The following is a 24,092-nucleotide window of genomic DNA, read 5'->3' on the forward strand; positions in this document are numbered from 1 at the left end:
GGCTTGTTCTTTATGTCCTTCGGTCGTTGAATCCTTGAATTGGGTGTTGTTAAAAGATTTACAGTCGAGATTTTACTCGACAGGGAGGGAAACCATGTTGAAAAAGTATCTACTTTCAGTTCTCTGCATTTTGTTGGCCCTTGTTGCCGATAATCCCGCGTTCGCATTACCGGCTTTTCCCGGGGCGGAAGGCTACGGTTCGACTACGGTCGGAGGCCGTGGCGGGAAGATCTATAAGGTGACCAACACGAATGCGACCGGTGAGGGAAGTCTCGGGGCCTGCATTTCCGCGAGTGGGCCGCGAACCTGCGTATTCGCCACCGGTGGGACAATAACGGGAAACTTCAAAATCAATAATCCTTATATTACCATTGCCGGTCAAAGCGCCCCGGGTGGCGGGATTACGATCAAGGGTTCCCTGGGCGTCGCCACGCATGATGTTGTCGTCAGATACCTGACTGTTCGCGGAGGGAGCGACACGCTGTCCGTTTATGACAATTCCCCGGTCAATAACGTCTATAATGTCGTGATTGACCATTGCAGCGTAAGCTGGGGTTCTGACGAAAACTTGACCAGCTGGTATGATCCGAAAAATGTAACATGGTCATATAACATGACCTATGAGGGGCTGCTGTCACACAGCATGTGCATGATGGTCGGCGGCTATGCCGATGGCAGCGGCAACAGGAAAAATCCGGCGCAGCAGTTTTCCGTTCACCATAACTTCAGCTCGAGCTGCAATGACAGGAATGGACCCTATATTCGTGGTGCGGGGTACGTCGATATCGTTAACAATATCTTTTATAACCCCGGGGGAAACAATTTTACGTATCCGGCGCAGGAGGCCGATATGCTCCTGAAAATCAATTTAGTGAAAAACTATTATAAACGGGGTCCAGCCGGCGGCGGAACGAGAGGTTATCGGGCCCTGGATTACATGGAAGGCGGCCTGGGTGTTGAAACCTACATGCAGGGCAACTATCACAGTTCCCTGAGAACCAGGGATACTCAGCCGGAAACCGACATTTGCAGCCAGTCCAATGATAAAACCTATTTGGGTGTGGATACGACCGGATCGCCGCTTGCTCATCTTGTGTCGTCACGCTGGAGCAATCCACCCGCCATCACGCAATACAACGCGTTTGACGGATCATTGCTGGCTATTCTGTCAACTGTTGGAAATTCGCAGAGATTAGACTGCAACGGCAATTGGGTGAACAAAAGAGACGCCCATGATGCGCGGGTCATTGCGGATTTCAAGGCCGGAACGGGCAAATTGATCAGCAGCCCTTCGGAAGTCGGCGGCTACCTGACTATTGATCCTGGAACACCTTGTAAAGATGTGGATAACGATGGAATGCCGGATGCGTGGGAGTCGGCAAACGGCTTGAATCCCGGGAGTGCTTCAGATGCCCTGTCCGATGCCGATGGAGATGGTTATACAAATCTGGAGGAATTTCTGAATGGAACCAATCCCAGGGGAAGCGGCGCTCAAACGGGCACGACAAGTTCGACGACCACGAGTTCAACGAATCCGCCGACTGCGCCCACGGGACTGAAAGTTCAATAGTCTGTCCCCTTTCAGATCATCTTGAATCGTTATCCGTCACGGTGATTGCTTCCCTATTGCTGCCGGTCTCCTGACGGAGAGGCGATGTCTGCAGCCGTTCCCCCTTCCGCTGTGCAGGGGGGACGGCTTTTTCTTTGTGCAGCGGCGTAAGAGGCCGCCGGCGCCTGCCCTGTCGCCTGCGGCGAAAAGGCCGACAGACCGGTCGGTGCCAGCTGATTCGCCGTCATTTCAAACGCAGGCTGACGATGAGAGTCCCACCCTCCTGCCACTTCCTTATAAATCCCAGCTTCCTGGCGAGGCCGAGCATCTTGTCGTTGTCGGTCATGATCTGCCCTTCGATTTCCCCCAGACCTTTCCGCCGGCCGTAGTCGATGATGAGGTGCAAGAGCTTGGAGGCCAGTCCTTTTCTCTGATAGTCGTCATGAACAAGCAGGGCGAATTCACCGGAGTTTTTAACCGGGTCCGCGTGAAGCGTCCCCACGGCGATGATTCTTCTCTTACCGCTTTCCACGATTTCCGCGACAATGGCCAGGTGCCGGTCGTAGTCCGTGTCGCAGAACAGGACGAGCCACTCGTGGGTGATGCTGGTCAGGGAAGAGAAGAACCGGGTGCGAAGCGTTTCCGGTGACAGGCTGGAAACAAACTCGCGGGCCAGGGGTTCGTCTTCCGGTCGAATCGGCCTCAGCACGACCGGGGTTCCGTCCGTGAGCCTCCAGTTCTCGATCAGCTTGATCGGATAAGGACTGATGACCAGGTGTGGATACTGCGAACGGTAGTCGATGAACAGCCAGTCTTCGCTGGATTGGATTCCGAGGACAATCCGGGCATTGAGGGCGCAGGGTCTGCCGTCTGAGATGACCAGCGGATTGATTTCAATTTCCGCGATTTCCGGGAAATCGACGATCAAATTGGAAAAATTCACGAGAACTTCCTCGAGCGCATTGAGATCCGCGGGCGTTTTACCGCGATACCCCTGAATCAGGCTGTATGCCTTCGTCTCTTCCATCAGCCGTTTGGCGAGTGTGCGGTTGAGGGGAGGCAGGCCGATGGAGAAATCCCGGATCAGATCCGCGTTTCTCCCTCCCATCCCGAAGAGGATGAAGGAGCCGAAATCCTTGTCTCTTTGTGATCCCACAATGAGCTGGTAATCCACGTTTTCGATCATCTTCTGCAGAGTGATTCCCTCGATGACCGCGTCCGGGGCGCGTTGTTTTACCGCGCTCATCATTCTTCCCCAGGCGGCCCGAAGTTGCTCTTCCGAAAAAATTCCCGATATCACACCGCCCGCTTCCCTTTTGTAGAGGATCTGCGGAGATGCAATTTTAATTACCACGGGGTAGCCGATTTCCTTCGCGAGGGAGAGAGCTTCTTCCAGGGTTCCGGCGAGATGCGAATCCACTGAGGGAATGCCGTAACCTGCCAGAAAGGCTTTAGATTCCCTGTCGCTTAAGAGCGTCCTTTCCTCCGAAACGGCTTTTTCGATGATCCTTCTCAGCGGCGGTTTCGAAGGGGCTTTACGTTCAGGCAATTCCGAGGGGGTCTCATAGAGCAGATCCAGGTTTCTTCGATATTTGAACATGCTGACGTAGGCCCGGACCGCTTCCTCCGGAGTTTCATAGGTGGGGATGTTGTTCTGGACCAGGAGCTCCCTGGCGTTTCTCACCTGCCTTCCCCCCATCCAGGCGGCGACGATCGGCTTGGTGGTCTTTCTCGAGCTGTCGATGACCGCCCGGGCAACGTCTTCAGGGCCCGCGATGTTCATGGGAACGTAAAGGACCAGAACGCCGTCGACTCCCGGATCATTGAGGCAGGCGTCGATGGCCTTAACATATCCGGCGGTGTCCGTATCCCCGAGCACGTTGACGGAACTGCCTTCGCTCCATTGCGGCGGCAGGGTGTTCTTCAGCGTTTCGATGGTTTCCGGGGAAAGTCTGGCCGGTTCTCCCCCGAGATCGATCAGGGCATCCGTCGCCATGAGGCCCGGCCCGGCATAGGCGAATTCCAGACCGGCTGCCGTTACGACGGCCAGCCTCGGTCCGCGGGGCAGTTTTCGGGAATCCAGAACTCCGGCGGCCTGGAACAGACCCGCAATGTCCTTGACCCGGATCACGCCCACCCTTTTGAACGCCGCTTCGTATATCGCGTCGTTGCCTACCGCGGCATCGGTGTATTTCGCTGCCTTCGTCATCTCGGTCAACCTTCCGGGCTTGAGGACGACAATGGGCTTGCGGAGGGCGAACGCCCTGGCGGCGCTCATGAATTTTCTCGCGTTGCCGACTCCCTCCATGTAAATCAGGATGCTCTTCGTGTTCCAGTCATCACTGAGAAAGTCGATCAGATCTCCGAAGCCGATATCGATCATCGAGCCCAGGGAGGCGAACATGCTGAAGCCCACATGGGCATCGATCGCCCAGTTCAGGATCGCGCTGCCCAGGGACGCGCTTTCGGAGATGAAGGCGATATTTCCGGGCGGGGGGGTGTTTTCGATGAAAGTGGTATTGAGTCCCACATCGGGCCTGATGAAGCCCAGACAGTTCGGACCCAGGATGCGCATGCCGTACCGCTGACGGATATCCGATATCCGGCGCTCCCGAAGCAGTCCCCCCGCTCCCGTTTCCTTGAAGCCGGCGGAGATGATCACGGCGCCGTCCACACCGGCTCTGCCGCATTGTTCCACCACATCGGGCACCCCTTCTGCCGGGGTGGCGATCACCGCGAGGTCCACATGTTCGGGAATGCCGCGGATGTCAGGATAGCATGCGCGATTTAACAGGGTGCTCCTGCGCGGATTGACAGGAAAGATCTTTCTGTCTTTTGAACTGAGCAGGTTGGTCAGGAGAAGCCTGCCGACAGAGCCTGTTCTGTCCGAGGCGCCGATCAACGCGATGGTTTTCGGGTCGAAAACACTGGAAAGAATCGCCATCTGTCGCCTCCATCATCCCTGCCGAAGCCTGTTGAATTCTGATATTGTCTTATAAAGTCTTGAATTTCCGTAAAAAAAGGAAAATTTTCCATTCTATAGCGGAAAAAACCGGGAAAGAAAACAAATTTATTCCGCCTGAACCAGGAGGATAAAATGAAAAAAATTCAGACGGGTTTATGGACGGGTTCATGTCTGTTTCTCGAAATGGTGATAATCCCGGATATGAAGAAAAAGGCCGCCCCAGCGCCAGCCCAGCCGCAGAAAGGCCTGGACGACGGGAGAAGATTCCGTCAGGGCGCCCGGGGCCTCCGGACGGTAAAGGGCTCCCGGAGGAAGTATCGCGCCGTTTTCATAGACTACGGGGTTCTGGAAGGGGTTGAAATCGACGGCCAGGCCCGAGGCGTGACGGGAGAGTCTCCGGGTTCCGGCGATAAAACGGTAATTGAAGGCCGAGGAATTGTTGGCCGCCATGGAGGCCTCATCCGACCAGTCGTATCGCGCGATAGGAATGACCGAGCGCAGAGGGAAGCGCGCCTCCCGGATCAGGCTGAAAATTTCGTGAATATCCCGTTCGACGGACGAATGGACCAGAAGCTGACCGCCATGGAGCCTCCCATCAAAGCCGTAATAGGAAACGTTAACAAGGCAAAGGGCGGCCAGGACGGCTTCCGGGGCCGGGCAGCCGGAAACCGCTTCCCTGAAGGTCATGGCGCTGTCGGAAACAGCGATTTCGTTCACAGGGCGTTCCTCCGTTTTTATCCCGGCACGTTGTCGTCTTTGATGAGAATCCGGGCATCGGCCAGCGATATTCCCTGTCCGGCCGCATGAACGAAAACGGGATTCAGATCGATTTCGGCGATCTGGGGAACGGCGTTAAGCAAAGCCGCGACCCGGCAGATGAGATCGCTCAGGGCCTCCACGTCGCGCGGAGCCTGCCCCCGGCTTCCCTGTAGAATCGGCCACGACCGGAGTTCCTGCAGCATATCCAGCGCCTCTGAGGGGGTTACCGGGGCGATGCGGACAGCGGAGTTTCGGAATATTTCCAGGAATATCCCGCCCACACCGGCCACCACGACAGGTCCGAAAACGGGATCCTGTCTGCCGCCGACAAAGCATTCCAGACCTTCGGAGACCATTTCCTGAACGAGAAACCCCTCTACGGAAACATTTGGGAATTTTTCCTTGACGGAGATGCGGATTTCCGCCAGGGCTCGCATCAAAGAGATCCGGTCGGTCAGATTCAATCTAACCCCGCCGACGTCCGACTTGTGCGAGGCCTCGCTGGAAAGAAGCTTAACCGCTACGGGGAAGGTGATGTTCAGGCCGTCCAGATCGTCGGCCTCCGATATTTTCCAGCTTCTGACAAAGCTCAGCCCCGCGGCGGTCAGCAGGTCGATGCATTCATCGGCCAGGGGATGCCGTTTTTCCCGGATCAAGCGGTCCAGGCGGGCATGGGCCTCCGGAAGGACAAAGGAAAAGGTTCTGCTTCTGCCCCGGGTGTCCCGCCGCTCTCTCTGCCGCGCGTAGGCCGCCGAGGCATTGAGGGCTTTGATGGCCGCCAGGGGGCTGGCATAGACGGGATAGTTTTTGACGAGCTCCGTGGTTTCCGCAACGTCGGTGATGGCGGCGACCGCCACAGGCTTATTGTATTTCCGGATCAGGCCGTCCAGTTCCCCCAGAAACGTTCGCGACATTTCCGCCTCGTAGTGGGACTGGTAGATGTGATTGAAAAGGACGCCGTCGACGCAATCGAGCTTGAGCGTTTCTTCCAGAATCCGGCCATAGATCCGGTAATCGAAGATTTCTCCCAGATCGAGAGGGTTCTGACGGGCAATGACCCGCTGCCGATAAAGGGTGTCCAGTTTATCGAAAAAACTGTCGGGGAAAGGAACCAGTTCGAAACCATACTGGGAACAGGCATCGGCGCTGATGACGGCATGTCCTCCAGAACGGGACAATACGGCGATCCGCCGGCCCCGCATCAGAGGCTGCTGGAGGATTTTGACGGAGCGAATCGCTTCCTCATCGTCCTCCACCCGAATGATGGCTGCCTGACGGCAGAGCCCGTCGACTACATCGTCACTGGCGGACAGAGCGGCGGAATGGGAGCGGGCGATCAGGGCGCTCTGGGGGTTGCGGTTGGCTTTGTGAAGAATGACGGGCTTGGACGCGGACAGGGCGGTATGGAAGAAATCCCGCCCTCGTTTGAAGCCTTCCAGATAAATGATCACCTGGTCCGTATGTTCGTCTTCAAGAAAATATTCGAGAAAATCCGTTTCGTCGATCTGGAGCTTATTGCCGATGCTGACCATCTTGCCCGGCCGGACGGAATTCTCCGGAAGGTGCTCGAGGTAATAATGGCCGATGCCGCCGCTCTGGGAGATGATGCCCACCCGTCCGCCGGGCAGAGTATTTTTGTAGAGAAGAAAAGGCATGAGAAGGTTGAGATCGTAGTTGACCGCTCCGATGCAGTTGGGGCCGATGAAACGGATGTCGTGGCAGGCGGCGATATCCAGGAGTTTTTCCTCCAGGGCATTGCTTTTTTCTCTGGAAAATTCGCTGAAACCGCCGGACTCGATCACCACGCGGCGGATTCCCAGCTTCCCGCATTCCTCCAGCTGATCGGGGATTGCAGCCGCCGGGATAATGAAAAGAGCCAGGTCAGGTACTTCCGGAAGGTCAGCGACATTTCTATATACATGAACGCCGGCGATTTCACCTTCTTCGCTGCCCACTCCGTATAACCTGACTGTACAGCCCCGCTGAACATTGTTGATCAGGATGAGATGGCCCAAGTTCTGCTTCGTGGGAGACGCCCCCACCACGACCATGCTTCGCGGATAAAAAAAAGTTTTCATGACATTTTCCTTTTTTTCAGAGAGGGTAAGAGAATCTCCTTTACCAGGACAGTTTCAGCAATCGATCCCGCTTTCATTGCCGCTGCTCCGCATCGGGCCTGACCGGGGTGCGTCAACGTCAAAAGCAGGAAGAGTACACAAAGAGGTGACTCGGAAGTTAACAGAAAACCGGCAGCAAAGGAAAGAATGTAATGGAGGAGTTTCTAATAAATTGCCTGGAGAGTGTCAACCGCAAAAATTTTTTGCCGGTTGAGCCCTTTCCATACGAAGGCGGGCACCCGCCGTACAGGATTCGACAGGGGCTCCCCCTCGTACCCTCGTACGGGTTGCAGACGGGTTGGCATTCAGCCCCCGGCGGGGAAATTCAGGGGCTTCCCTCGCGCGGGTTGCAGACGGGACGCAAATCAGATTGAAAAACTGGTGACCTCGGCTCCTTCTCGCTCAGGTTGCAGACGGAGAAACCTGCCCGTGACCGTTTTTGCGCCAGGAGGAATTTATTCCTCGCCTGCAACATTGAGGTTGCGTTCAGAGGATTCCAGAGCATAATGGTGCTGCCTGTTCCATCAGGAAGCTTGAAAGGAATGGAATCGCGGGAGAAAAAATTTCATGAACCCTTCAGAAGAAAACGAACAAGCCATTCTTCATACCCCGGAAGACATCCGGATTTTTAGGGAGATTGCTGGTATGCCGGTGCGCGGCGGAGGCTGTGATTTTTCCTCCGGCGCCGGCATTGCGGCTGCGGGGCTCGCCTTTCTGGGCAGGCCGTATGGGGCGCATACGCTGGAAGGGGAAGGACCGGAGCGGCTGGTCATCAATCTACGGGAGCTGGACTGTTTTACCCTGGTGGAAAATGCCGTGGTTCTGGAGCGGCTGTTTCGGACCGGAGCGACGGGGTTTCCCGATTATGCCGCGACTCTGAGGCGATTGCGCTATCGGAACGGAATCCTGGACGGTTTTGCCTCCCGGCTCCATTATTTTTCGGACTGGCTTTTCGATGCCGGGGCGAAGGGATTTCTCCGTGATGTGACGGCGGACCTGGGGGGGCAGTGGCTGGTCAAGTCGATTTCTTACATGACGGATCACCCGGAACGTTATCCCGCCCTCGAAGACGAAGAAACCTTCCTGCGGTTGAGGGAGATCGAGGGGCGCCTGTCCGCGCGGCCACTGGTTTTCCTTCCCCGGGAGAAGCTGAGGAGAGTCGAGGATCGGTTCCAGGACGGCGATATCCTGGCGATCACGACCGGCAAGGGCGGCATGGATGTAGTCCATGCGGGGATCGCCCTCCGCCTGCGACGCCGGGTCCACTTTCTCCATGCTTCGAGCCTTGCCGGAAAGGTGCTGATCAGCCCGGAAACGCTTTATGGATACCTGATGAAAAAGAAGGGGCGCACCGGGGTGATCGTGGCAAGAGTCGTTTAACGACACCCCGGCGCGCCCACGGAATCAGGTTAAACCTTGAAGCTCGAACTTTGAACCTTCACCGTTTATCCCTTGATCATGATCAGCAGCATCTTGAACGGCTTTTCCGCCATGAGGGAATGGGGAGCTTCGGCGGGCATGATCAGCATGTTCCCCGCGGAAACGACGTGCGGTTTTCCCGACAGGGTAATCTTCGCTTCTCCGTCCAGGATATAGACGACGGCGTCAAAGGGGGCGGTGTGTTCGCTCAACCCCTGGCCGGCATCGAAGGAAAATAGCGTGATATTGCCGACATCCCTGTTCAGAAGGGTTTTGCTGACGATGGATCCGTCCGCGTAAGCGACCTCGGCATCCAGGTTGAAGGGGATTCCCTTCTCTTTTTCTTTTTTCTCTCCTTCCATGACAATCTCCTTTCTCTTTAACCGAGGATCGCTTTCAGATCCTCGTCAGGTGTCGATATGGGCATGATGTTGAAGTTCTGCACCAGGACGTTCAGGATGTTGGGGGTGACGAAGGCCGGAAGACTGGGCCCCAGCCGGATATCCCGAATTCCAAGATGGAGCAGGGTCAGGAGGATGGCCACGGCCTTCTGCTCGTACCAGGAGAGAACCATGGACAGGGGCAGGTCGTTCACCCCGCAGCCGAAGGCGTTGGCGAGCGCCCCGGCGATGGCGATGGCCGAGTAGGCGTCATTGCACTGGCCGATGTCGAGCAGCCGGGGAATGCCGCCGATGTCTCCCAGATCCTTGTCGAAGAAGCGGAATTTTCCGCAGGCCAGGGTAAGGACCACGCAGTCCTTCGGAACCTTTTCCACGAACTCCGTGTAGTAGTTCCGTCCCGGCTTGGCGCCGTCGCAGCCCGCAACCAGGAAGAAATGGCGGATGGCCTTGCTCTTCACGCCTTCGATGACCTTGTCGGCCACGCCGAGAACGGCATTCCTGCCGAAACCGACTAATACCGATTTCCCGGGAACATCTTCCGGAAATCCGTGCAGGGCCAGGGCTTTCTCGATTACGGGAGTGAAGTTCCGGTCGGCGATATGGGTGACCCCCGGCCATCCCACGAGTCCGGCGGTGAAGATGTTGTCCTGGTAGGACTCCGCGGGTTTCTGGATGCAGTTGGTCGTCATGAGGATGGCGCCCGGGAAGGCGGCAAATTCCTTTTTCTGGTTCTGCCAGGCCGTCCCGTAATGGCCGTAGAAATGGGGATGCTTCTTCAGCCCCGGATAACCGTGAGTGGGGAGCATCTCTCCATGGGTGTAGACGTTGATCCCCTTTCCGGCGGTCTGTTGCAGGAGTTCATCCAGATCCTTGAGATCGTGTCCGGAAACGAGGATGGCTTTCCCTTTCTTTGCCCCCAGGGGAACGGCGGTGGGAACGGGGTGTCCATAGGTTTCCGTGTGGGCGGCGTCGAGGAGTTCCATGGTCTTGAGGTTGATCTCCCCGCATTTCAGCACGAGGGAAACCAGGTCGTTGACTCCCAGTGCTGCATTGCGCGTAGCGGCCAGGGCTTCGTAGAGAAACCGCGTTATTGCCGCATCGGTTTTCCCGAGGATGCGGGCATGATCGGCGTAGGCCGCGACCCCCTTGATGCCGTAGATGAGGAGTTCCTTCAGGGCCAGCACATCGGGATCGGCCTGAGGATCGGATTTGATGCCCACTTTATCGCCCTGGGCGACCAGGCCCTCCAGCGTTGCCGCAGGCTGGAAAAGCGCTGACTCGTCGGCGAAGTCGGCCTTTCCTCCGGCTTTTTTCACTTTTTCCCTGAGCTGTTCGCGAAGCTTCACACCCTGGTTCAGAAGAACGACGAAACGGTCGGGATCGAAATCCACATTGGTCAGGGTGGAAAAGAGTGCTTCAACCGTAAAGCGGTCGACTTCCTCGTCGTGGATACCGACTTTGTCCGCTTCGAGGGCGCCCAGGGACAGCCCCTTCAGCTCGTAGATCAGAAGATCCTGCAGAGCCGCCACTTCCGGCGTTTTCCCGCATACGCCGCCTTTCGTGCATCCTGTTCCACCAGCCGTCTGCTCACATTGAAAACAAAACATGTTCTTCCTCCTTTTCCCTGCCGGGATCGTGAATTTTTTTGTCATGGGGGAAAAACTTCCTGAAAGCCCCCTTGATTTCTGGGGCCATTACCTCATAATGTTTACATTTTCTCCTTGACTTGGATCAAGAGCAAGGAATTTTTTAGGGAAAGCTTTCTTGATTGACCCGATGGGAATAAACTATTATAAAAAAACATAGCGTTTCATTCGTATCGTTTTACCGTGTCAACATAAACCAACGTATAGAAGCAAACTTCGACGAATATGGGTACACACAGGAAAACGATATCCCTTCTTGCCGCCGGTATTCTCGCGGGGGTCGTTCTTGCCGTCCTGACGGCAGCCGGCTATCATTACGCGGGAAGCACGGAATGGCGGGTGTGGCCTGCGCGGGATTGCGCCATATCAGGCGGACCTGTTCCGCCTTGACCCATCCCCTTGGTTCCGACTCTTCAGGTGGCGCCTGAATATCTCGACTGAATTTCCTTTTTTTATCTTTCCGGCTGTTCATGGCGGACTCATCTCCGCTTATGCAGTTTTGTCGAGAATTTCTCCGCGGGTGCTGATTACCGCCACTTCCATGGGAACCCGGACACCGGCCAGTTCCATGCCCTTCCGGACGAGAATCGGCAAGCCGGAACAGCAGGGCACTTCCATCGTGAGCACGGTGACGCGCCTGATCCCGGCATTGTGGAAGATTCCGGCAAACTTCTCGATGTAAGGCTGCGCTTCGTCAAATTTGGGGCATCCCGCCATCACGACCTTTCCCGGAAGAAACCTGCCGTGCAGATCCGAAAAGGCCACTGGAACGCAATCCGCAACCACGAGAAGGTCGGCGCCCTTGAGAAAAGGGGCGTTTTCCGGAATCAGGCGGATCTTTACAGGCCAGTGGGAAAGGGCGGAAGGACGGGCTTCAGAAGAGGGCGTACCCGCGGTAAAAGTCATGACCATCCGGGTGGACGGACAGCTCCGGGCGATTTCCACGGCCTGGGCATCAAATTCCTCCGCTTCCCGCTCCACGATTTTCAGGGCTCCCGTTGGACATTCCCCGATGCACGTACCAAGGCCGTCACAGAGGTTGTCGGAGACAACCCTGGCCTTGCCGTTCACAAGGGCCAGCGCGCTTTCCGCGCAGGCGGATATGCACTGTCCGCATCCGTTGCAGAGTTCCTCGTTGATTTCTATGATCTTGCGCAATTTTTTCATGACTGTTCCTCCAGTTCCATGGGGGAAAACTTCCTGAAAGTCCCCTTGATTTTCAAAGCCATTATCTCATAATGGCTTTATTGCACCTTGACCTGGATCAAGTGGAGGGCAAATTTTTTTCCAATGAGTGGGGTGAATTGTGGACAAGGTTCTGGAAATTATCGGGTCAATTCCTCTTTTCAACGGGCTTTCCGAGCAACAACTCGGCGAGATCCGGGGCATTGCGCGGGACCGCTTTTACGATAAGGGGAAAGAGATCTTTGCCGAGGGGGATGAGGGGGGCGGATTTTATATCGTGGCCTCCGGGCAGGTGAAAGTCTTCAAGCTCTCCCCGGAGGGAAAGGAGCATATCCTTCATATCTACGGGCCGGGCCATTCCTTCGGCGAGGTGCCCGTCTTTTCCGGAGAGCGATTCCCCGCCAGCGCGGAAACACTCCTGAAAAGCCACCTACTTTTCTTCCCCCGGACGGACTTTGTGGCGCTGCTCTCCGGCAACCCCTCCCTTTGCATGAATCTGCTGGCCGATCTTTCCCTGCGCCTGCGGCAGTTTACGATTCAGATCGAGAACCTGACCCTCAAGGAAGTTCCCGGACGACTGGCCTCCTACCTGCTCACCCTCAGCGACGAAGAAGGACAGGGGAACTCTCTGTCCCTCAATATCTCCAAGGGGCAACTGGCCGGCCTCCTGGGGACGATCCCGGAAACACTTTCGCGTATTTTCCTTAAAATGAACAACGCCGGTCTCATCGAGGTCAAGGGAAAGGAAATCACGATTCTGGACAGAAATGGCTTGCAGGCACTGGCGGAAACAGGAAAATTCGGCGGTTAGTCCGCCATCCGGGAGAGTTGGCGGCTCCATTCTTCAAGCCGGGCTGAATCGACGGACACTTCCCGATAGATATGACGGATAAGATCAGGCGTGAGCCGCTGAAAGTCCCTTTCCACGGGGGCGACCAGCAATCCTCCCATTTCGGCGCTTCCCGGACTGATCAGCACTCGATCCGGCCCTTCCAGCTCGTAAAGATCGGGGCGGTTTTTCTTTCGGGGGAAGATCAGAATCCGCCATTTTCCATCTTTAAACGCGGCGTGGAGATTCAACATGGGTTCCGTCCCGGTGCCAACGACGGACCTCATGACGGCCAGAAGCTTTCTTATGGCTCCGTTCAGGGCGTCGGCATCGGGGGACTCGATCATCAGCACGGCCCGCCCGAGGTTTTCCACGCGGGAGACCGTGGCGGAGCGGTTCTTCATGACCGGCAGGAGAGGGCGGCCGTCATTCACTTGGGATTCGATGGGCAGGCTGCCGGCCGGGCAGGCCTGAAAATGCAGATGATCCGGAGCGGAGGCGCCGCATTGGGGGCCATTGTAAAAAAGGGACAGGGACGGAGCGAAATCCCGGGCAAGAAGAGGGAGCAGATCCAGATGAGCCTCCAGGGATTGCGGGCGGTGGTTCAGATCGTTGATCGTGAAATGCTGTGAGAAAATGGGAAAAGGGTTGCAGAGGATCAGGAAGGTCCGGCGATAGAGAATCCCCTGCTGTTCCTCGGGAAGGCTGGCCGGGCAGAGGAAGCAGGGCCGTTTCGAAATGGAGGCCGGATCCACCCGAGCGCTGCTGCTGACGATCCGCTGGGGATTGAACTGAAGCAAAACCGAAAAATCACCGCAATCCAGGGTACGGACATGGGAGGCCGCAACCGCTTCATAACCGCTTTTCAGCTTCGGCCAGGCATCTTCCTGCCGGGTCAGGAGCTGTCCACACAGATCCGGCAGGCTCGTGCCGGCATCTTCTTTTCTTTCCGGGTTGAATTCGGCAAAAACGCGTGAATCGGGAAGATCTTCCGGTTTCATCGGAAAAAGTCGTTCTCCTTGTTTTTTGTCTGCAGAAAGGCCGTGATTCCCGGGCTAACGTGATCTCGAACCGGGAATGAAGCCCGCGTCACGGCTTGCACCCGTTCTGCCGCTGCCGGGCAAGGATTTCCAGCGTCCGGATCCGATCCTTGAAGAGGTCGTTACGGTTGATTTTTTCGATTGGCAGGGCGGCATCGGTGTTGTCCGTCCAGCGGCGGCAGAGGTAGAGACTCTCGTAAATCCTGCCGATTTTGTAATACCGGGAGAGTTGCAGGGCCAGGGCGTAATCCTCTCCGTAGCCAACATTGAGAAAGCCGGTTTTCCGGAGAATTTCCGTGGAAAAAGCACGCGGCGCGCCAAGGCCGTTAATCCGCAGGGCGTTGTTGCGTCCGTTTTCAGGGGTCCATTCCCTGTGGTCAACCAACCCGGGAGAAATTTCCTCCAGGTGCTCGTTTACCAGGGTGTAGGACCCGATGACCATGGCATAATGGCCGGTCCGCAGAAGATTTACCAGCTGCTGCAGGGCATCGGGTCGGCTGTAGAGATCGTCCGAATCGAGCTGGACGGCATAGCGCCCGCAGGCGGGATCGCTGACGGCTTCGTTCCAGCAGCCGCCGATATCCAGATCGTCCCTGACGGGAATGCGGGAGTGCAGGGCCGGGCAGGTCTTTGCCCGCTCGGCCAGGAGTTCGGTGGTGCCGTCGGTGGAAAAATTATCCACGACGATCAGGTTGAAGGGAAAATCCGTTTTCTGGGAAAGGGCGCTGTCCACGGCTTCGAGAATGGTTCGCTTCCGGTTGCGCACGGGAATGATGACACTGGCTTCCACGGGAAAATCCTGACTGCCGGGGGGCAGAGGCTTGAATATCGGAGACAGAAATGCGCCGAGGCGCTGCAGATGGTCCATGGCTACGTTTTCCATTTCCTTCTGGACGGCCTGCTGATCGGAGCGAACATAATCGAAGATCTTCTCGCCGCTGCTGCGGGAATCGATTTCCGTACGGGTGCACAGGAATTCCTGGAGGTGAAAGACGGCGGAATCGAGGGAAAGCTTCAGCCGGAGATCATACAGGGCCGCGTGTTTCAGAGGAGGGATTGCTCCCCGGATTTTCAGGGTCTGGGAAATCGCCGGAACGGAAAAGAGCATCAGGGGGCCGAAATCGAAGGTGTCCCGGATGCTGCCCATCGAATAATCGATCAGGGGATGGTCGTGAAGACGCCCGTCCGTCCCGCGATCCCGGAAATCGGCATAAACCAGACCGGCCCCGGTAATTTCGGCGACCTCCAGGAGGCGTTCCAGAGAGGGCGGGGGAATCTCCAGCCTCCGGGCATCGGGGATCATCAGGAGCCAGGGCGTCTCGATCCGGCAGAGCAGGTCATTCAGAGCGGCGCCGGAAGAGAAGGCATCCGGCGGGGCTTGGCGGCACCTGGGGGGCAACGGTTTGCCGAGTGGAGACCGGGAGGCGATCCAGATGGTTTCCACGAGGGGAGAGCCAAGAAACGGGGCCAGCATCGATTCCGCCTGTTCCTGATTTTCCGGCGGCTGAAGAACCACGGACAGAACAGCCATAAGGAGATCCTCCCGGGGATGAAAGAAGAAAAAATCCGGCCTGGGATATCCAGCACCATTGCCGCGCTTTATATACTATCCGCCGCGCTTCGGCAAGGCCGTATTCCCATGGGCATCTTTTTTCCCCCGGACGGGGGCAGGGTACTCCTTTCAGGATTCCGACTTCCATCCATCCGGTCAGGATCCGTTAGAAGTCAGATGAGGGAATTTGATCACGAGCAGTTGATCATTCCTTTCTGATCAAATCCCGCTGAGTTTCCAGAGAGAGTTGAGACTTTGTTCTGAAATCCCGCCATTTGTTTTTCAGCACTTCATCCCGGTCCTTTTCGTTAAGATACAGCGTGTTGTTTAAAGGAGGCGTAAAGGGAAGGAGCTGGAACGTCATGCCGGCCATGATGCCATTGGAGTGGTTATGGGATAAGATAAAGGCATGAAAAAACTCATGCACAAAGGTGCGGCAGTCCCTGGATTTCAAAACGATGATTTTCCTGTACGTATCATCGATATATCCTTGGTACATCGGTACGGGAAGAAACAGGTTCATCAGGCCCAGGGCGATATCCAGTGTTCCATAGCCGGCCGGATTGATCATGATGTCCCAGTCATTGCGACCTTCCCCTGCGGAGTGGAGGGCTGTCAGACGGCCGCTGATGTCGTTGACGGAAGGCAGGTTCTTTACCTGAACGAACTGAGCCGGCTTCAGGGTAATGCCGACCTGCTCATCGATCGTCCTGCCGCAGGTTTCAAGCCATTGCGTGAGTTCCCGCGTATCCGGCTCCTCTTCCGTAACAATCATGACATTCAGGGTCCGCTTCGGATGATTTTGAAGCGCGAAATCAGGGTTGTGAACGAGATCTTTCACGGTCCGGCCACAGGAACATAATAAACAGGGGATCAGAAGAATGGCGGACAGGAAAATTCTTATTTCCTGCAACTCGACATTCCGTTGCCTTTCTGAACGGAATGTCCTGGATTTGGCCATCATGGTCACCTCCAATTGCTTCGCGTCTGCCGGGGGGAAATAATTATTTCAATTCTTTTTCAATAACCTGCGGATGGCATCCACTGCCCCTGTTCCTCTTTTAGAAGCCGCATTTGCCCGTGATCCGGCTCCTGAGGATCACCAGAGGAATAAACCGAGCCGTTTTCATCAGGATCGAGCGGAACGCGTACGGGACTTCCGGGTTTTGATTAATATGACCCGACGATATGATTAAGAAAATCCGGAAAGGGCTGATTTTCGGGTTCGAAAAGAATGAAATTTGAGTAGGAAGAGAACGCATGCGAAGCAGGGATGGCGTAGTCTATCTAATGAATTATGCTGCACCTTTTAAGGGTTTTATGCACTGATCACCGCAGGGATCAGTGCAGCGGAGACAGGGTCATCCAGAGGAAGGTTTAAATATGGGGCTTATTTACAGGATAGTCTGAAACCTTTTTAAGATGAGAAAAAGAAATAGCAATTTGAAAGGGGTTCATTTTAAATAGAAAAAAGAGGTGCGCTTTTCTGACGACAGCAGGCTGCCCGCTACTTCTCCAGGATTTGCGTCATTGCAGGAAGGGGCGGAGGGGCAGGTTTTTGCACAATTTCTGCTCAAGAACAAAGGAGGGTACGGACATGATCCTGGTAGAAACATTAAAAGGAAAATCTGTAACCGAGCATCGGGTTGAAATTGTTGAACGCAAAGGCATCGGTCACCCCGATTACATGTGCGATTCCATAATGGAAGCGATTTCCGTCGCCCTGTCACAGGAATATATCCGGGAGTTCGGAACTGTGCTCCATCATAACATCGATAAGGGGTTGTTGACCGCCGGCAGGGTGGAGAAGAACTTCGGCGGAGGTCAGGTCCTTGAACCCATGGAACTGATTATCGGGGACCGGGCTACTCTCCATGTTGCAGGCCGGAAAATCCCGGTTGTCGAGATTGCCGTCGACACTGCCAAACAATGGATTCGCAGCCATATGCGGTTTATCGACCCCGACAGGCATCTTAAGTGTCGTGTCGTCCTTTCGCCGGGGTCCGAGGAACTGACGGATATTTTTACCCGGCCCGGAAAAGTCAGGGCTGCGAATGATACCTCGGCGGCAGTGGGATATTATCCGCTGAGTCCTGCCGAGAAGGTCGTTCTGAACCTGGAGCGGCAGCTCAATTCCTCTGAATTCAAGAAAATCCATCCTGAGACAGGCGAAGATATCAAGATCATGGGCTTGCGGAACGGAAAGACGCTGGAGTTAACAGTTGCCATGCCACTGATCGCCTCTTTTGTCAGCTCTGAAAAGGACTATTTTGAGAGAAAAATGATTATTCAGAAAGAGATGGAGCAAATGCTCGGCGGGCTGCCTGAATTCAAAGGAATAAATGTCCATTACAACAACCTCGATGAGCGGGGGAGAGGGCTTGGCGGCGTTTATCTGAGCCTCCTCGGGACATCGGCGGAGGATGCGGATTCAGGTCAGGTCGGACGCGGAAACCGGGTCAACGGACTCATCTCCGTGAACAGACCTCTGGGGACAGAGGCTGCCGCGGGGAAGAATCCTGTCAGCCATGTCGGAAAGATATACAACATACTGGCCCATAAGATCGCCCGGGAAATCTACGAAAATATCGAAGGGATCAAGGAGGTCTACGTCCTGCTTTTAAGCCGTATCGGAACGCCTGTCGACAGCCCGCAGATGGCAACAGCCCAGGTTCTTCTTGAGCGTGGGCGGGGAATTGATGAAGTTGCAAAAAGGACGGAAGAAATTTTCGAAAAGGAATTCTCGGAAATCAACGGGTTCTGCGAGGAATTAAGCGCTGGGAAATATTCCGTCTGTTAGAGTCGTTTTTCTGTTCCTCGTCATTTCCTGAAAACGTCCGTCGCGCCGGGCTCCGGGGATTCCGGGTGGAGAGCGAATTTTAACTGCTTTTCGATGACTTCCATCAGCCCCTTAAGCTCCGTTGTGGTTCCGTGTTCTTTACGGATGTTTAATTCATCCTGCAGGGCTTGAATTTTCAGGTGTTCTCTCGTGCATTGATAAACCTCAAGGTCAGCCCCTCTCAATGATTCCATCTCGTATTCCTGAATCTGCCGTTCGAGGTCGGATATCTCCCTTGCAAGCTCTTTAAACTTTTCCCTGTCTTCGTTTGTCATCGGTCCTTTTCCGACACGCTGAAGCGCGTAGATGGTCGCTTCATACGAGTATTTGCCATTGCGATGGGCGAGTTTCCCTCTGAGAATCTCGGCCTGCCTTTGCAGCCAGTAGATTTCCGCAAGCGCCTTGTGCAGGTTGAGAAGGGCGCCGGAATCCGCATTGGCCGGGTCCTTCTCCATCATAAGCAGCTGCTCGGCCGCATTTTCGATTTCGCCGTCACTGGGCGGTTTTGTCAATTGGGCGGCCATACGAATCGCAATGTAGGCGCACAAAAGATTTCTGTCGCTTTTGTCTCCGGGCAGCCATTTGACCAGCGTGCTCATGTCGCTGAACTGTTCCGAGTAGATGGCTTTTGTGGTGAGAGAGATGATCTGCCTCATCTGCTGGGCAATCTGGGTTTTTTCAGGTAAATCGGGTTGGACAATTCTGGCTTCCGGATCGGCGACATCGGAATCATCTCCGGCGAACGGATTTCTGCTTATATCGTTTGCTGCGGCTTCCGTTTCGGCATCCATTTCTTCCGAAACAGGGATGGAGATCCGTTCATTGGAGTTTTCTCTGTGTTCCTTGAGAGAAAAGGCATCCAGGGCGCCGAGAAGGTGTTCAGAGGAAGAAGGTGTAAAAGTTCTGGTCATTTTTTCGATCAAGCCGGAAGTGCGGCGATAAAGGGGCAGGGTGAGAAAACCGAAAAGGTTGGACATGACAATAAAGACGGGAAGGGCCTCAATCAGAGCAAGAATCCGATTCTGCTTCCAGATCAGAAAAACGGCAAACCCCGATGATACGAAGATCAAAAGATATCTGAAGATGTCTAGAAATTGAGTTCTTGCCGGTTCTTCCCGCTGCCATGCCATGTGGTCTTAATCCCCTTTCCCAAGTGATGGTGTGGATTCGATGACTTTCGCTCTTCAGCGTCAGGATGCCATATTCTAAAGAAATTGCATAATAATATTTCAAGTCGGATAGCTCTCGTCCCTGGGACTCGAGACGGGGGAGTTATTTGTGAATAACCAAATAAAAAAAGGACTTAGCATCTTTCAGCTAAGTCCTTTTTCATTGTTCATGGTTGGGCTGTGTGAATAGAATCACACTATCGCCCACGGAATCGCTATTCCTGCATGCTACAGGGCACTTTTTTGTTGCGGTATACCCTATTCAGGTCAATTTGTAAAATTCTTGCTAACTTCGTCGGGTTCTTTTACTAAGTCGATTCTTCCGCGTTTTTTAAATTTTCGCTGATTTCGTCAAGTTCTTTTACAAAGTCAATTCCCCCGAATTGTTTGAAGCCTGGTCTAAAAATCGTGCCAGGTTCTAAAGCGATTACAGTTCCGCCTTTGGTATTTACATATGAAATTTTAACACTAACCCAGGAACCATCCGGTTGCTTCTCGAAATCACCAATATTTACTTTAGCAAGTTCGCCCATTATATATCTCCTCTCCACCTTTGGTATTTCTAGAGGGGCTTAACCTTTCGGCCAAGCCCCTCTCCATGTGAATATTGTTTCCATTGTTGATACCCGGAATCAATATTTCTGCATTTTATGCAGTTGCTTCCTTGCTCTTTTTGACGACCGCTCGCTGGCCTTCAGGCAGAGGGGGCGGAGCAGGCTGGCCGACCAGCTTCACGATGGCGCTGAATTGAGGCGGACAGGCTGCAAAGCATGCCCCGCAGCGGATACACTTGTCCTGCTCAATGATGTGAACCTCCTTCTTGGCGCTGATGATCGCATCCATCGGGCATCTCCGCGCGCAGGTCATACAGGCCTGGCACTTTTCCGGATCAATATAGTATGAGATCTTCTCGCTGAATAACTTCTCCACGTCCTCCGTGGTGAAAAGCTTCTCCACATCCTCGTGATTCGTCAGCTGCTTCGCCAGCTTCTCATTCGTCATGATCTTGATGTAGGGGACCTGCCTGATCAGTTCGGCAAGACGGGCGTCAAGATCCTCCTTCCCGATTCCCTCCATCACGCCAAGAGGACCGAGTTCCTTGATCTTCTTGACAAAACTGTTCACGTGTTCCGTGTAAAGGTTCGCTTCCGCACCGGACATGAAAGCCATCCGCAGGCGCTCGGGGTTTAGCCCGATGCGCTCCAGCAGCTTCTTTGTCAGAGCCACCATGTTCTGCGCGTGATAATTCCCGTTCGTGATGTAATTGCACTCGCCGAGATGACAACCACCTACGAACACCCCGTCACATCCGTCGGCAAAGGATCGTAATATATGGGTAAAGTCCACCCGTCCCGTGCACATGACACGGACAAGCCTCATTTCTGATGTATATTGCAGTCTGGAAACTCCAGCCAGGTCAGCGGCGCCGTATGCTCACCAGTGGCACACGAAACCGATGATCCGGGGCTTAAATCTAAGATCAGCCATTCTTCTCTCCTTCCTAAGTTCTTCTTTGTTCCTGCTTCCTTCTCAGTCGACTTCGACCGACACCTGCTCCGGTACGATCGCGTCTATCTGGGCCAGGAGTTCATCCTCGGTATAGTGCCTCAGGGAAATCGCTCCGGTCGGACACATGGCGTTGCACAGACCATCCCCCTTGCAGAGAACGGGATTCATGGTCGCTTTCCGGCCCTGCTTGGTCTCGCGCATTTCGATGGCCCCGTAAGTACAGACCGACGCGCAAGCCCCGCAGCCCATGCACCTCTTCTCATCCACCTCGCAGACGGAACCCGAGGCGGTGACCGTGTCGCGGGACAGAAGGGTGATGACCCGGCCCGCCGCACCATACGCCTGGTTGATCGTCTCATTGATGTGCTTGGGATATTGAGCCAGCCCACAGAGGAAAACACCGTCCGTCGCAAATTCCACCGGACGCAGCTTCACATGGGCTTCCTTGAAGAAGCCGTCCAGGCTCAATGTCACCTTGAACTGATTCGCCACTTCCCTGGTCGCTTCCGAGGGAAGCACCGCGGCCGACAGAACAAGGTGATCCGCATCCAGGGCAAGACCCTGACCCAGAATCGGATCGAGAACACTCACCCGCAGCACCGGCTTCCCTTCCTCCACAACGGCTTCCACCTCGGGGGCGGTCTCCGGCTCATAGCGGATAAACTTGACATCATTCTCCGAAGCCTGCCGGTAATAATCCTCGGCAAACCCGTAAGTCCTCATATCCCGGAAGAGGATGTAGATATCCTTCGCGGGATTCTTCTCCTTGAGCTTCAGGGCATTCTTGACCGCATGACTGCAGCAGATCCGGGAACAGTAGTTCCGGTCTTCGTTCCGGCAGCCCACACACTGGATCATCACCAGGCTCTCGCCATTGATGACCGCTTCGTCGCCCCGGGCAATCTTTTCTTCCAGCTCCAACTGGGTCATCACCCGCTCGTCCTGCCCGTAAAGGTATTCCGTGGGCTTGTATTCCTCGGCGCCGATGGCGATGACGGCGGCCCCGTGTTTGATCTCCGCGGGACCTCTTTCCGAAGTCACCCTGGTGACGAAATTGCCGATATAACCCGTCGCCTCCGTGATGGTGGCCCCGGTGTAGACATGAATCAGCTGATTCCCGTAGACCTTCTGGATCAGGTCTTTCAGGTAGGCCTGGACATCCATCCCTTCCAGCGTGGTGTGAATCCTTCTGGCGTTTCCGCCCAACTCCTTCTCCTTCTCCAGGAGGTAGACCTCATGACCCTGTTCGGCGATGGAAAGGGCGCAAACCATGCCGGCAACACCGCCGCCGACGATGAGCGCATTGTTGTTCACCGGCAGGTCAAATTCCTGCAGGGCCTGCAGACGACGAGCACGAGCCACGGACATCCGGAGGAGATCCTTGGCCTTCTGGGTCGCTTCTTCTTTTTCCTTCGCGTGAACCCAGGAGTTGTGCTCCCGGATGTTGGGCATTTCATAATAATACTGGTTGATCCCCGCCTCGCGAACGGTATCCCGGAACAGGTTCTCCAGGGTTCGCGGCGAGCAGGCGGCGACGATCACGCGGTTGATCCCCTTCTCCCGGGTCATGTCGGTGATCTCCTGGGCGGAGTTCGTCGCGCAGGAGAAGAGCTGCTCCTGCGCGTAGACCACGTTGGGCAGCGTCAGGGCGTACTCCACGACCTCGGGGACGTTGACGATCCGACCGATGTTCGCGCCGCAATGGCAGACGAAGACGGCGATCCTCGGCTCTTCCCCGGAAACATCCTTTTCCTCGGGATAAACCCTTTCCCTGGACAGGTTCCCCCGCCGGTAGTCCAGAAGCTCGCCGCACTGGGAGCCGGCCCCGCTGGCGCCGAAAACCGACTCGGGAATATCCAGCGGCCCCTGGAAGCCTCCACTGACAAAAATCCCGGGCCGGCTGGTCTGCAACGAATTGCGGGGATCGACCTTGCAGAAATTATGTTCGTTCAACTCGATGCCGAACTTCTCCGCCATCGCCTTCACCTCCAGCGGAGGAGCCAGACCGACCGACAGAACCACCATGTCGAATTCTTCTTCCTTGACCCCTTCATCAGGCGTGGAATACCGGACGAAAACATTCTTCGTGACCGGGTCCTCTCGAACGATGGACACATAGCTGCGAATGAACCGGATCCCGGGAAGGGCCTCCGTCCGGTCGACGTAGCGCTCGAAATCCTTCCCATAGGAACGCACATCGTTATGGAAGATCGTGCACTCCGCATCGGGGTCGTGATCCTTCGTCAGGATGGCATGCTTCTGACTGTAGGTGCAGCAGACCATGGAGCAGTAGCTGTTCTCGCCCTCGGTCACCCGTCGGGAGCCGACACAGGAAAGCCACGCGATTTTATGGGGATGCTTCAGGTCGGAGGCGCGCAGGATCTCGCCCCCATAGGGACCGGTGGCGCACAGCAGCCGCTCGAAGTCCATGCCGGTGACCACGTTGGCAAACTCCCCGTAATGGTATTCCTTGCTCAGCCGGGGATCGAACGGCTCAAGACCTGCCGACAGGATGATGGCCCCCACATTGACCTCCATCTGCTCGGGAACCTGACTGAAGTCGATGGCGTCCTGCTTGCACACGGCTTCGCAGATCCGGCACTTGTCCTCCTTCAGGTAAAGGCAGCTCTCATCAATGTATGTCACCAGGGGAATGGCCTGGGCGAAGTACACATGAACCGCCTTGTTCTTTGATATCTCCTGATTGTAGACATCGGGATAGACGACCGGACAGTACTCCACGCAGGTAGTACAGCCCGAGCACTTGTCCTCGATGATGTATCTGGGTTTTTTCGTCAGTGTGACCTTGAAATCTCCCACCTCCCCGGCTACACGATCCACTTCCGTGTAAGTCAGGACCTCGATATTCGGATGCCGGCCGACCTCGACCAGTTTAGGTGCGAGAATTCACATGGAGCAGTCATTGGTGGGGAAGGTCTTGTCCAGCTGGGCCATGTGCCCGCCAATGCTGGGCGACTTCTCCACCAGGTAAACCTTGAAACCGGCGGTGGCCAGATCTAAAGAGGCTTGAATGCCGCTGATCCCGCCGCCGACGACCATTACATCTCCAAAATTACTGTTTGCTTTTTCCATTTATATCAACCTCATCGGAT

At 55.3% G+C, this 24,092-nt stretch carries 19 protein-coding genes; 5 read left to right on the forward strand and 14 right to left on the reverse strand.

Annotated elements, in window-relative coordinates; all coding sequences use genetic code 11:
* Positions 1-94 precede the first annotated feature (94 nt).
* Positions 95-1,570 carry a pectate lyase family protein gene (locus SYN_RS02165; RefSeq protein ID WP_041584627.1) on the forward strand — a complete coding sequence of 492 codons (1,476 nt, stop codon included), beginning with the start codon at positions 95-97 and terminating at the stop codon, positions 1,568-1,570.
* Between the two features lie 53 nt (positions 1,571-1,623).
* On the opposite strand, the gene SYN_RS16175 is transcribed toward SYN_RS02165, so the two are convergent.
* The 4 genes from SYN_RS16175 to SYN_RS02180 form a co-directional block, all read right to left on the reverse strand.
* A complete protein-coding gene (locus SYN_RS16175; protein ID WP_158302893.1) occupies positions 1,624-1,797 on the reverse strand; it encodes a hypothetical protein in 174 nt (57 codons plus the stop codon).
* Complete coding sequence (locus SYN_RS02170; RefSeq protein ID WP_011416366.1) at positions 1,794-4,493, reverse strand: bifunctional acetate--CoA ligase family protein/GNAT family N-acetyltransferase; 2,700 nt, start codon at positions 4,491-4,493, stop codon at positions 1,794-1,796. The genes SYN_RS16175 and SYN_RS02170 overlap by 4 nt, the downstream gene beginning before the upstream one ends.
* Before the next feature lie 186 nt (positions 4,494-4,679).
* The gene (locus SYN_RS02175) at positions 4,680-5,231 is read right to left on the reverse strand and encodes a M15 family metallopeptidase (RefSeq protein ID WP_011416367.1); all 552 of its coding nucleotides are present in this window, start codon (positions 5,229-5,231) and stop codon (positions 4,680-4,682) included.
* Positions 5,232-5,248: 17 nt separating this feature from the next.
* Positions 5,249-7,351 (reverse strand): acetate--CoA ligase family protein, encoded by a 2,103-nt coding sequence (locus tag SYN_RS02180; RefSeq protein ID WP_011416368.1) that lies wholly within the window; start codon positions 7,349-7,351, stop codon positions 5,249-5,251.
* Between the two features lie 606 nt (positions 7,352-7,957).
* On the opposite strand from SYN_RS02180, the gene SYN_RS02190 reads away from it, so the two are divergent.
* Entirely contained in the window at positions 7,958-8,770 is an 813-nt protein-coding gene (locus SYN_RS02190) for a DUF1460 domain-containing protein (protein ID WP_011416371.1), read from the forward strand.
* Positions 8,771-8,835: 65 nt separating this feature from the next.
* Here SYN_RS02190 and SYN_RS02195 read toward each other — a convergent pair whose 3' ends face one another.
* Positions 8,836-9,171: a cupin domain-containing protein gene (locus SYN_RS02195; protein WP_011416372.1), complete on the reverse strand. Its 336-nt coding sequence runs from the start codon at positions 9,169-9,171 to the stop codon at positions 8,836-8,838.
* 17 nt (positions 9,172-9,188) lie between these two features.
* On the reverse strand, positions 9,189-10,817 hold the full coding sequence (hcp, locus tag SYN_RS02200) for a hydroxylamine reductase (RefSeq protein ID WP_011416373.1): 1,629 nt from the start codon (positions 10,815-10,817) through the stop codon (positions 9,189-9,191).
* A 264-nt stretch (positions 10,818-11,081) separates the two neighbouring features.
* Between hcp and SYN_RS16180 the strand changes: the two genes are divergently transcribed.
* The gene (locus SYN_RS16180) at positions 11,082-11,246 is read left to right on the forward strand and encodes a hypothetical protein (protein ID WP_158302894.1); all 165 of its coding nucleotides are present in this window, start codon (positions 11,082-11,084) and stop codon (positions 11,244-11,246) included.
* Positions 11,247-11,345: 99 nt separating this feature from the next.
* Here the strand turns inward: SYN_RS16180 and SYN_RS02205 are convergent, their stop codons facing one another.
* Positions 11,346-12,023 (reverse strand): ATP-binding protein, encoded by a 678-nt coding sequence (locus SYN_RS02205; RefSeq protein WP_011416375.1) that lies wholly within the window; start codon positions 12,021-12,023, stop codon positions 11,346-11,348.
* A 139-nt stretch (positions 12,024-12,162) separates the two neighbouring features.
* On the opposite strand from SYN_RS02205, the gene SYN_RS02210 reads away from it, so the two are divergent.
* The gene (locus tag SYN_RS02210; RefSeq protein WP_011416376.1) at positions 12,163-12,852 is read left to right on the forward strand and encodes a Crp/Fnr family transcriptional regulator; all 690 of its coding nucleotides are present in this window, start codon (positions 12,163-12,165) and stop codon (positions 12,850-12,852) included.
* Here the strand turns inward: SYN_RS02210 and SYN_RS02215 are convergent.
* The 3 genes from SYN_RS02215 to SYN_RS02230 form a co-directional block, all read right to left on the reverse strand.
* Entirely contained in the window at positions 12,849-13,871 is a 1,023-nt protein-coding gene (locus SYN_RS02215) for a DUF4922 domain-containing protein (protein ID WP_011416377.1), read from the reverse strand. The two genes, SYN_RS02210 and SYN_RS02215, sit on opposite strands and share 4 nt — an antisense overlap.
* Positions 13,872-13,959: 88 nt before the next feature.
* Positions 13,960-15,441: a glycosyltransferase family 2 protein gene (locus tag SYN_RS02220; protein ID WP_011416378.1), complete on the reverse strand. Its 1,482-nt coding sequence runs from the start codon at positions 15,439-15,441 to the stop codon at positions 13,960-13,962.
* A gap of 226 nt (positions 15,442-15,667) precedes the next feature.
* On the reverse strand, positions 15,668-16,426 hold the full coding sequence (locus SYN_RS02230) for a hypothetical protein (RefSeq protein WP_148202457.1): 759 nt from the start codon (positions 16,424-16,426) through the stop codon (positions 15,668-15,670).
* 633 nt (positions 16,427-17,059) lie between these two features.
* Here SYN_RS02230 and SYN_RS02235 point away from each other — a divergent pair.
* Positions 17,060-18,262 carry a methionine adenosyltransferase gene (locus SYN_RS02235; protein WP_041584631.1) on the forward strand — a complete coding sequence of 401 codons (1,203 nt, stop codon included), beginning with the start codon at positions 17,060-17,062 and terminating at the stop codon, positions 18,260-18,262.
* Positions 18,263-18,282: 20 nt separating this feature from the next.
* Here SYN_RS02235 and SYN_RS02240 read toward each other — a convergent pair whose 3' ends face one another.
* From SYN_RS02240 to SYN_RS02255, 4 genes are all read right to left on the reverse strand, one after another.
* A complete protein-coding gene (locus SYN_RS02240) occupies positions 18,283-19,431 on the reverse strand; it encodes a hypothetical protein (protein ID WP_011416382.1) in 1,149 nt (382 codons plus the stop codon).
* A gap of 347 nt (positions 19,432-19,778) precedes the next feature.
* Entirely contained in the window at positions 19,779-20,003 is a 225-nt protein-coding gene (locus SYN_RS02245) for a hypothetical protein (RefSeq protein ID WP_041584632.1), read from the reverse strand.
* Positions 20,004-20,118: 115 nt separating this feature from the next.
* Positions 20,119-20,958 (reverse strand): hydrogenase iron-sulfur subunit, encoded by an 840-nt coding sequence (locus tag SYN_RS02250; RefSeq protein WP_148202458.1) that lies wholly within the window; start codon positions 20,956-20,958, stop codon positions 20,119-20,121.
* A gap of 42 nt (positions 20,959-21,000) precedes the next feature.
* Entirely contained in the window at positions 21,001-24,072 is a 3,072-nt protein-coding gene (locus SYN_RS02255; protein ID WP_148202459.1) for an FAD-dependent oxidoreductase, read from the reverse strand.
* Between the last annotated feature and the right edge of the window lie 20 nt (positions 24,073-24,092).

It is taken from the genome of Syntrophus aciditrophicus SB (assembly GCF_000013405.1).
Lineage (GTDB): Bacteria > Desulfobacterota > Syntrophia > Syntrophales > Syntrophaceae > Syntrophus > Syntrophus aciditrophicus.

Bases quoted from the DNA above. Each gene is read 5' to 3' on its own strand.
- SYN_RS02170 (WP_011416366.1), bottom strand. From the start codon at position 4,493: ATGGCGATTCTTTCCAGTGTTTTCGACCCGAAAACCATCGCGTTGATC.
- SYN_RS02190 (WP_011416371.1), top strand. From the start codon at position 7,958: ATGAACCCTTCAGAAGAAAACGAACAAGCCATTCTTCATACCCCGGAA.
- SYN_RS02195 (WP_011416372.1), bottom strand. From the start codon at position 9,171: ATGGAAGGAGAGAAAAAAGAAAAAGAGAAGGGAATCCCCTTCAACCTG.
- SYN_RS02245 (WP_041584632.1), bottom strand. From the start codon at position 20,003: ATGGGCGAACTTGCTAAAGTAAATATTGGTGATTTCGAGAAGCAACCG.
- SYN_RS02235 (WP_041584631.1), top strand. From the start codon at position 17,060: ATGATCCTGGTAGAAACATTAAAAGGAAAATCTGTAACCGAGCATCGG.
- SYN_RS02240 (WP_011416382.1), bottom strand. From the start codon at position 19,431: ATGGCATGGCAGCGGGAAGAACCGGCAAGAACTCAATTTCTAGACATC.
- SYN_RS02220 (WP_011416378.1), bottom strand. From the start codon at position 15,441: ATGGCTGTTCTGTCCGTGGTTCTTCAGCCGCCGGAAAATCAGGAACAG.
- SYN_RS02205 (WP_011416375.1), bottom strand. From the start codon at position 12,023: ATGAAAAAATTGCGCAAGATCATAGAAATCAACGAGGAACTCTGCAAC.
- hcp (WP_011416373.1), bottom strand. From the start codon at position 10,817: ATGTTTTGTTTTCAATGTGAGCAGACGGCTGGTGGAACAGGATGCACG.
- SYN_RS16180 (WP_158302894.1), top strand. From the start codon at position 11,082: ATGGGTACACACAGGAAAACGATATCCCTTCTTGCCGCCGGTATTCTC.
- SYN_RS02165 (WP_041584627.1), top strand. From the start codon at position 95: ATGTTGAAAAAGTATCTACTTTCAGTTCTCTGCATTTTGTTGGCCCTT.
- SYN_RS02180 (WP_011416368.1), bottom strand. From the start codon at position 7,351: ATGAAAACTTTTTTTTATCCGCGAAGCATGGTCGTGGTGGGGGCGTCT.
- SYN_RS02230 (WP_148202457.1), bottom strand. From the start codon at position 16,426: ATGATGGCCAAATCCAGGACATTCCGTTCAGAAAGGCAACGGAATGTC.
- SYN_RS16175 (WP_158302893.1), bottom strand. From the start codon at position 1,797: ATGACGGCGAATCAGCTGGCACCGACCGGTCTGTCGGCCTTTTCGCCG.
- SYN_RS02215 (WP_011416377.1), bottom strand. From the start codon at position 13,871: ATGAAACCGGAAGATCTTCCCGATTCACGCGTTTTTGCCGAATTCAAC.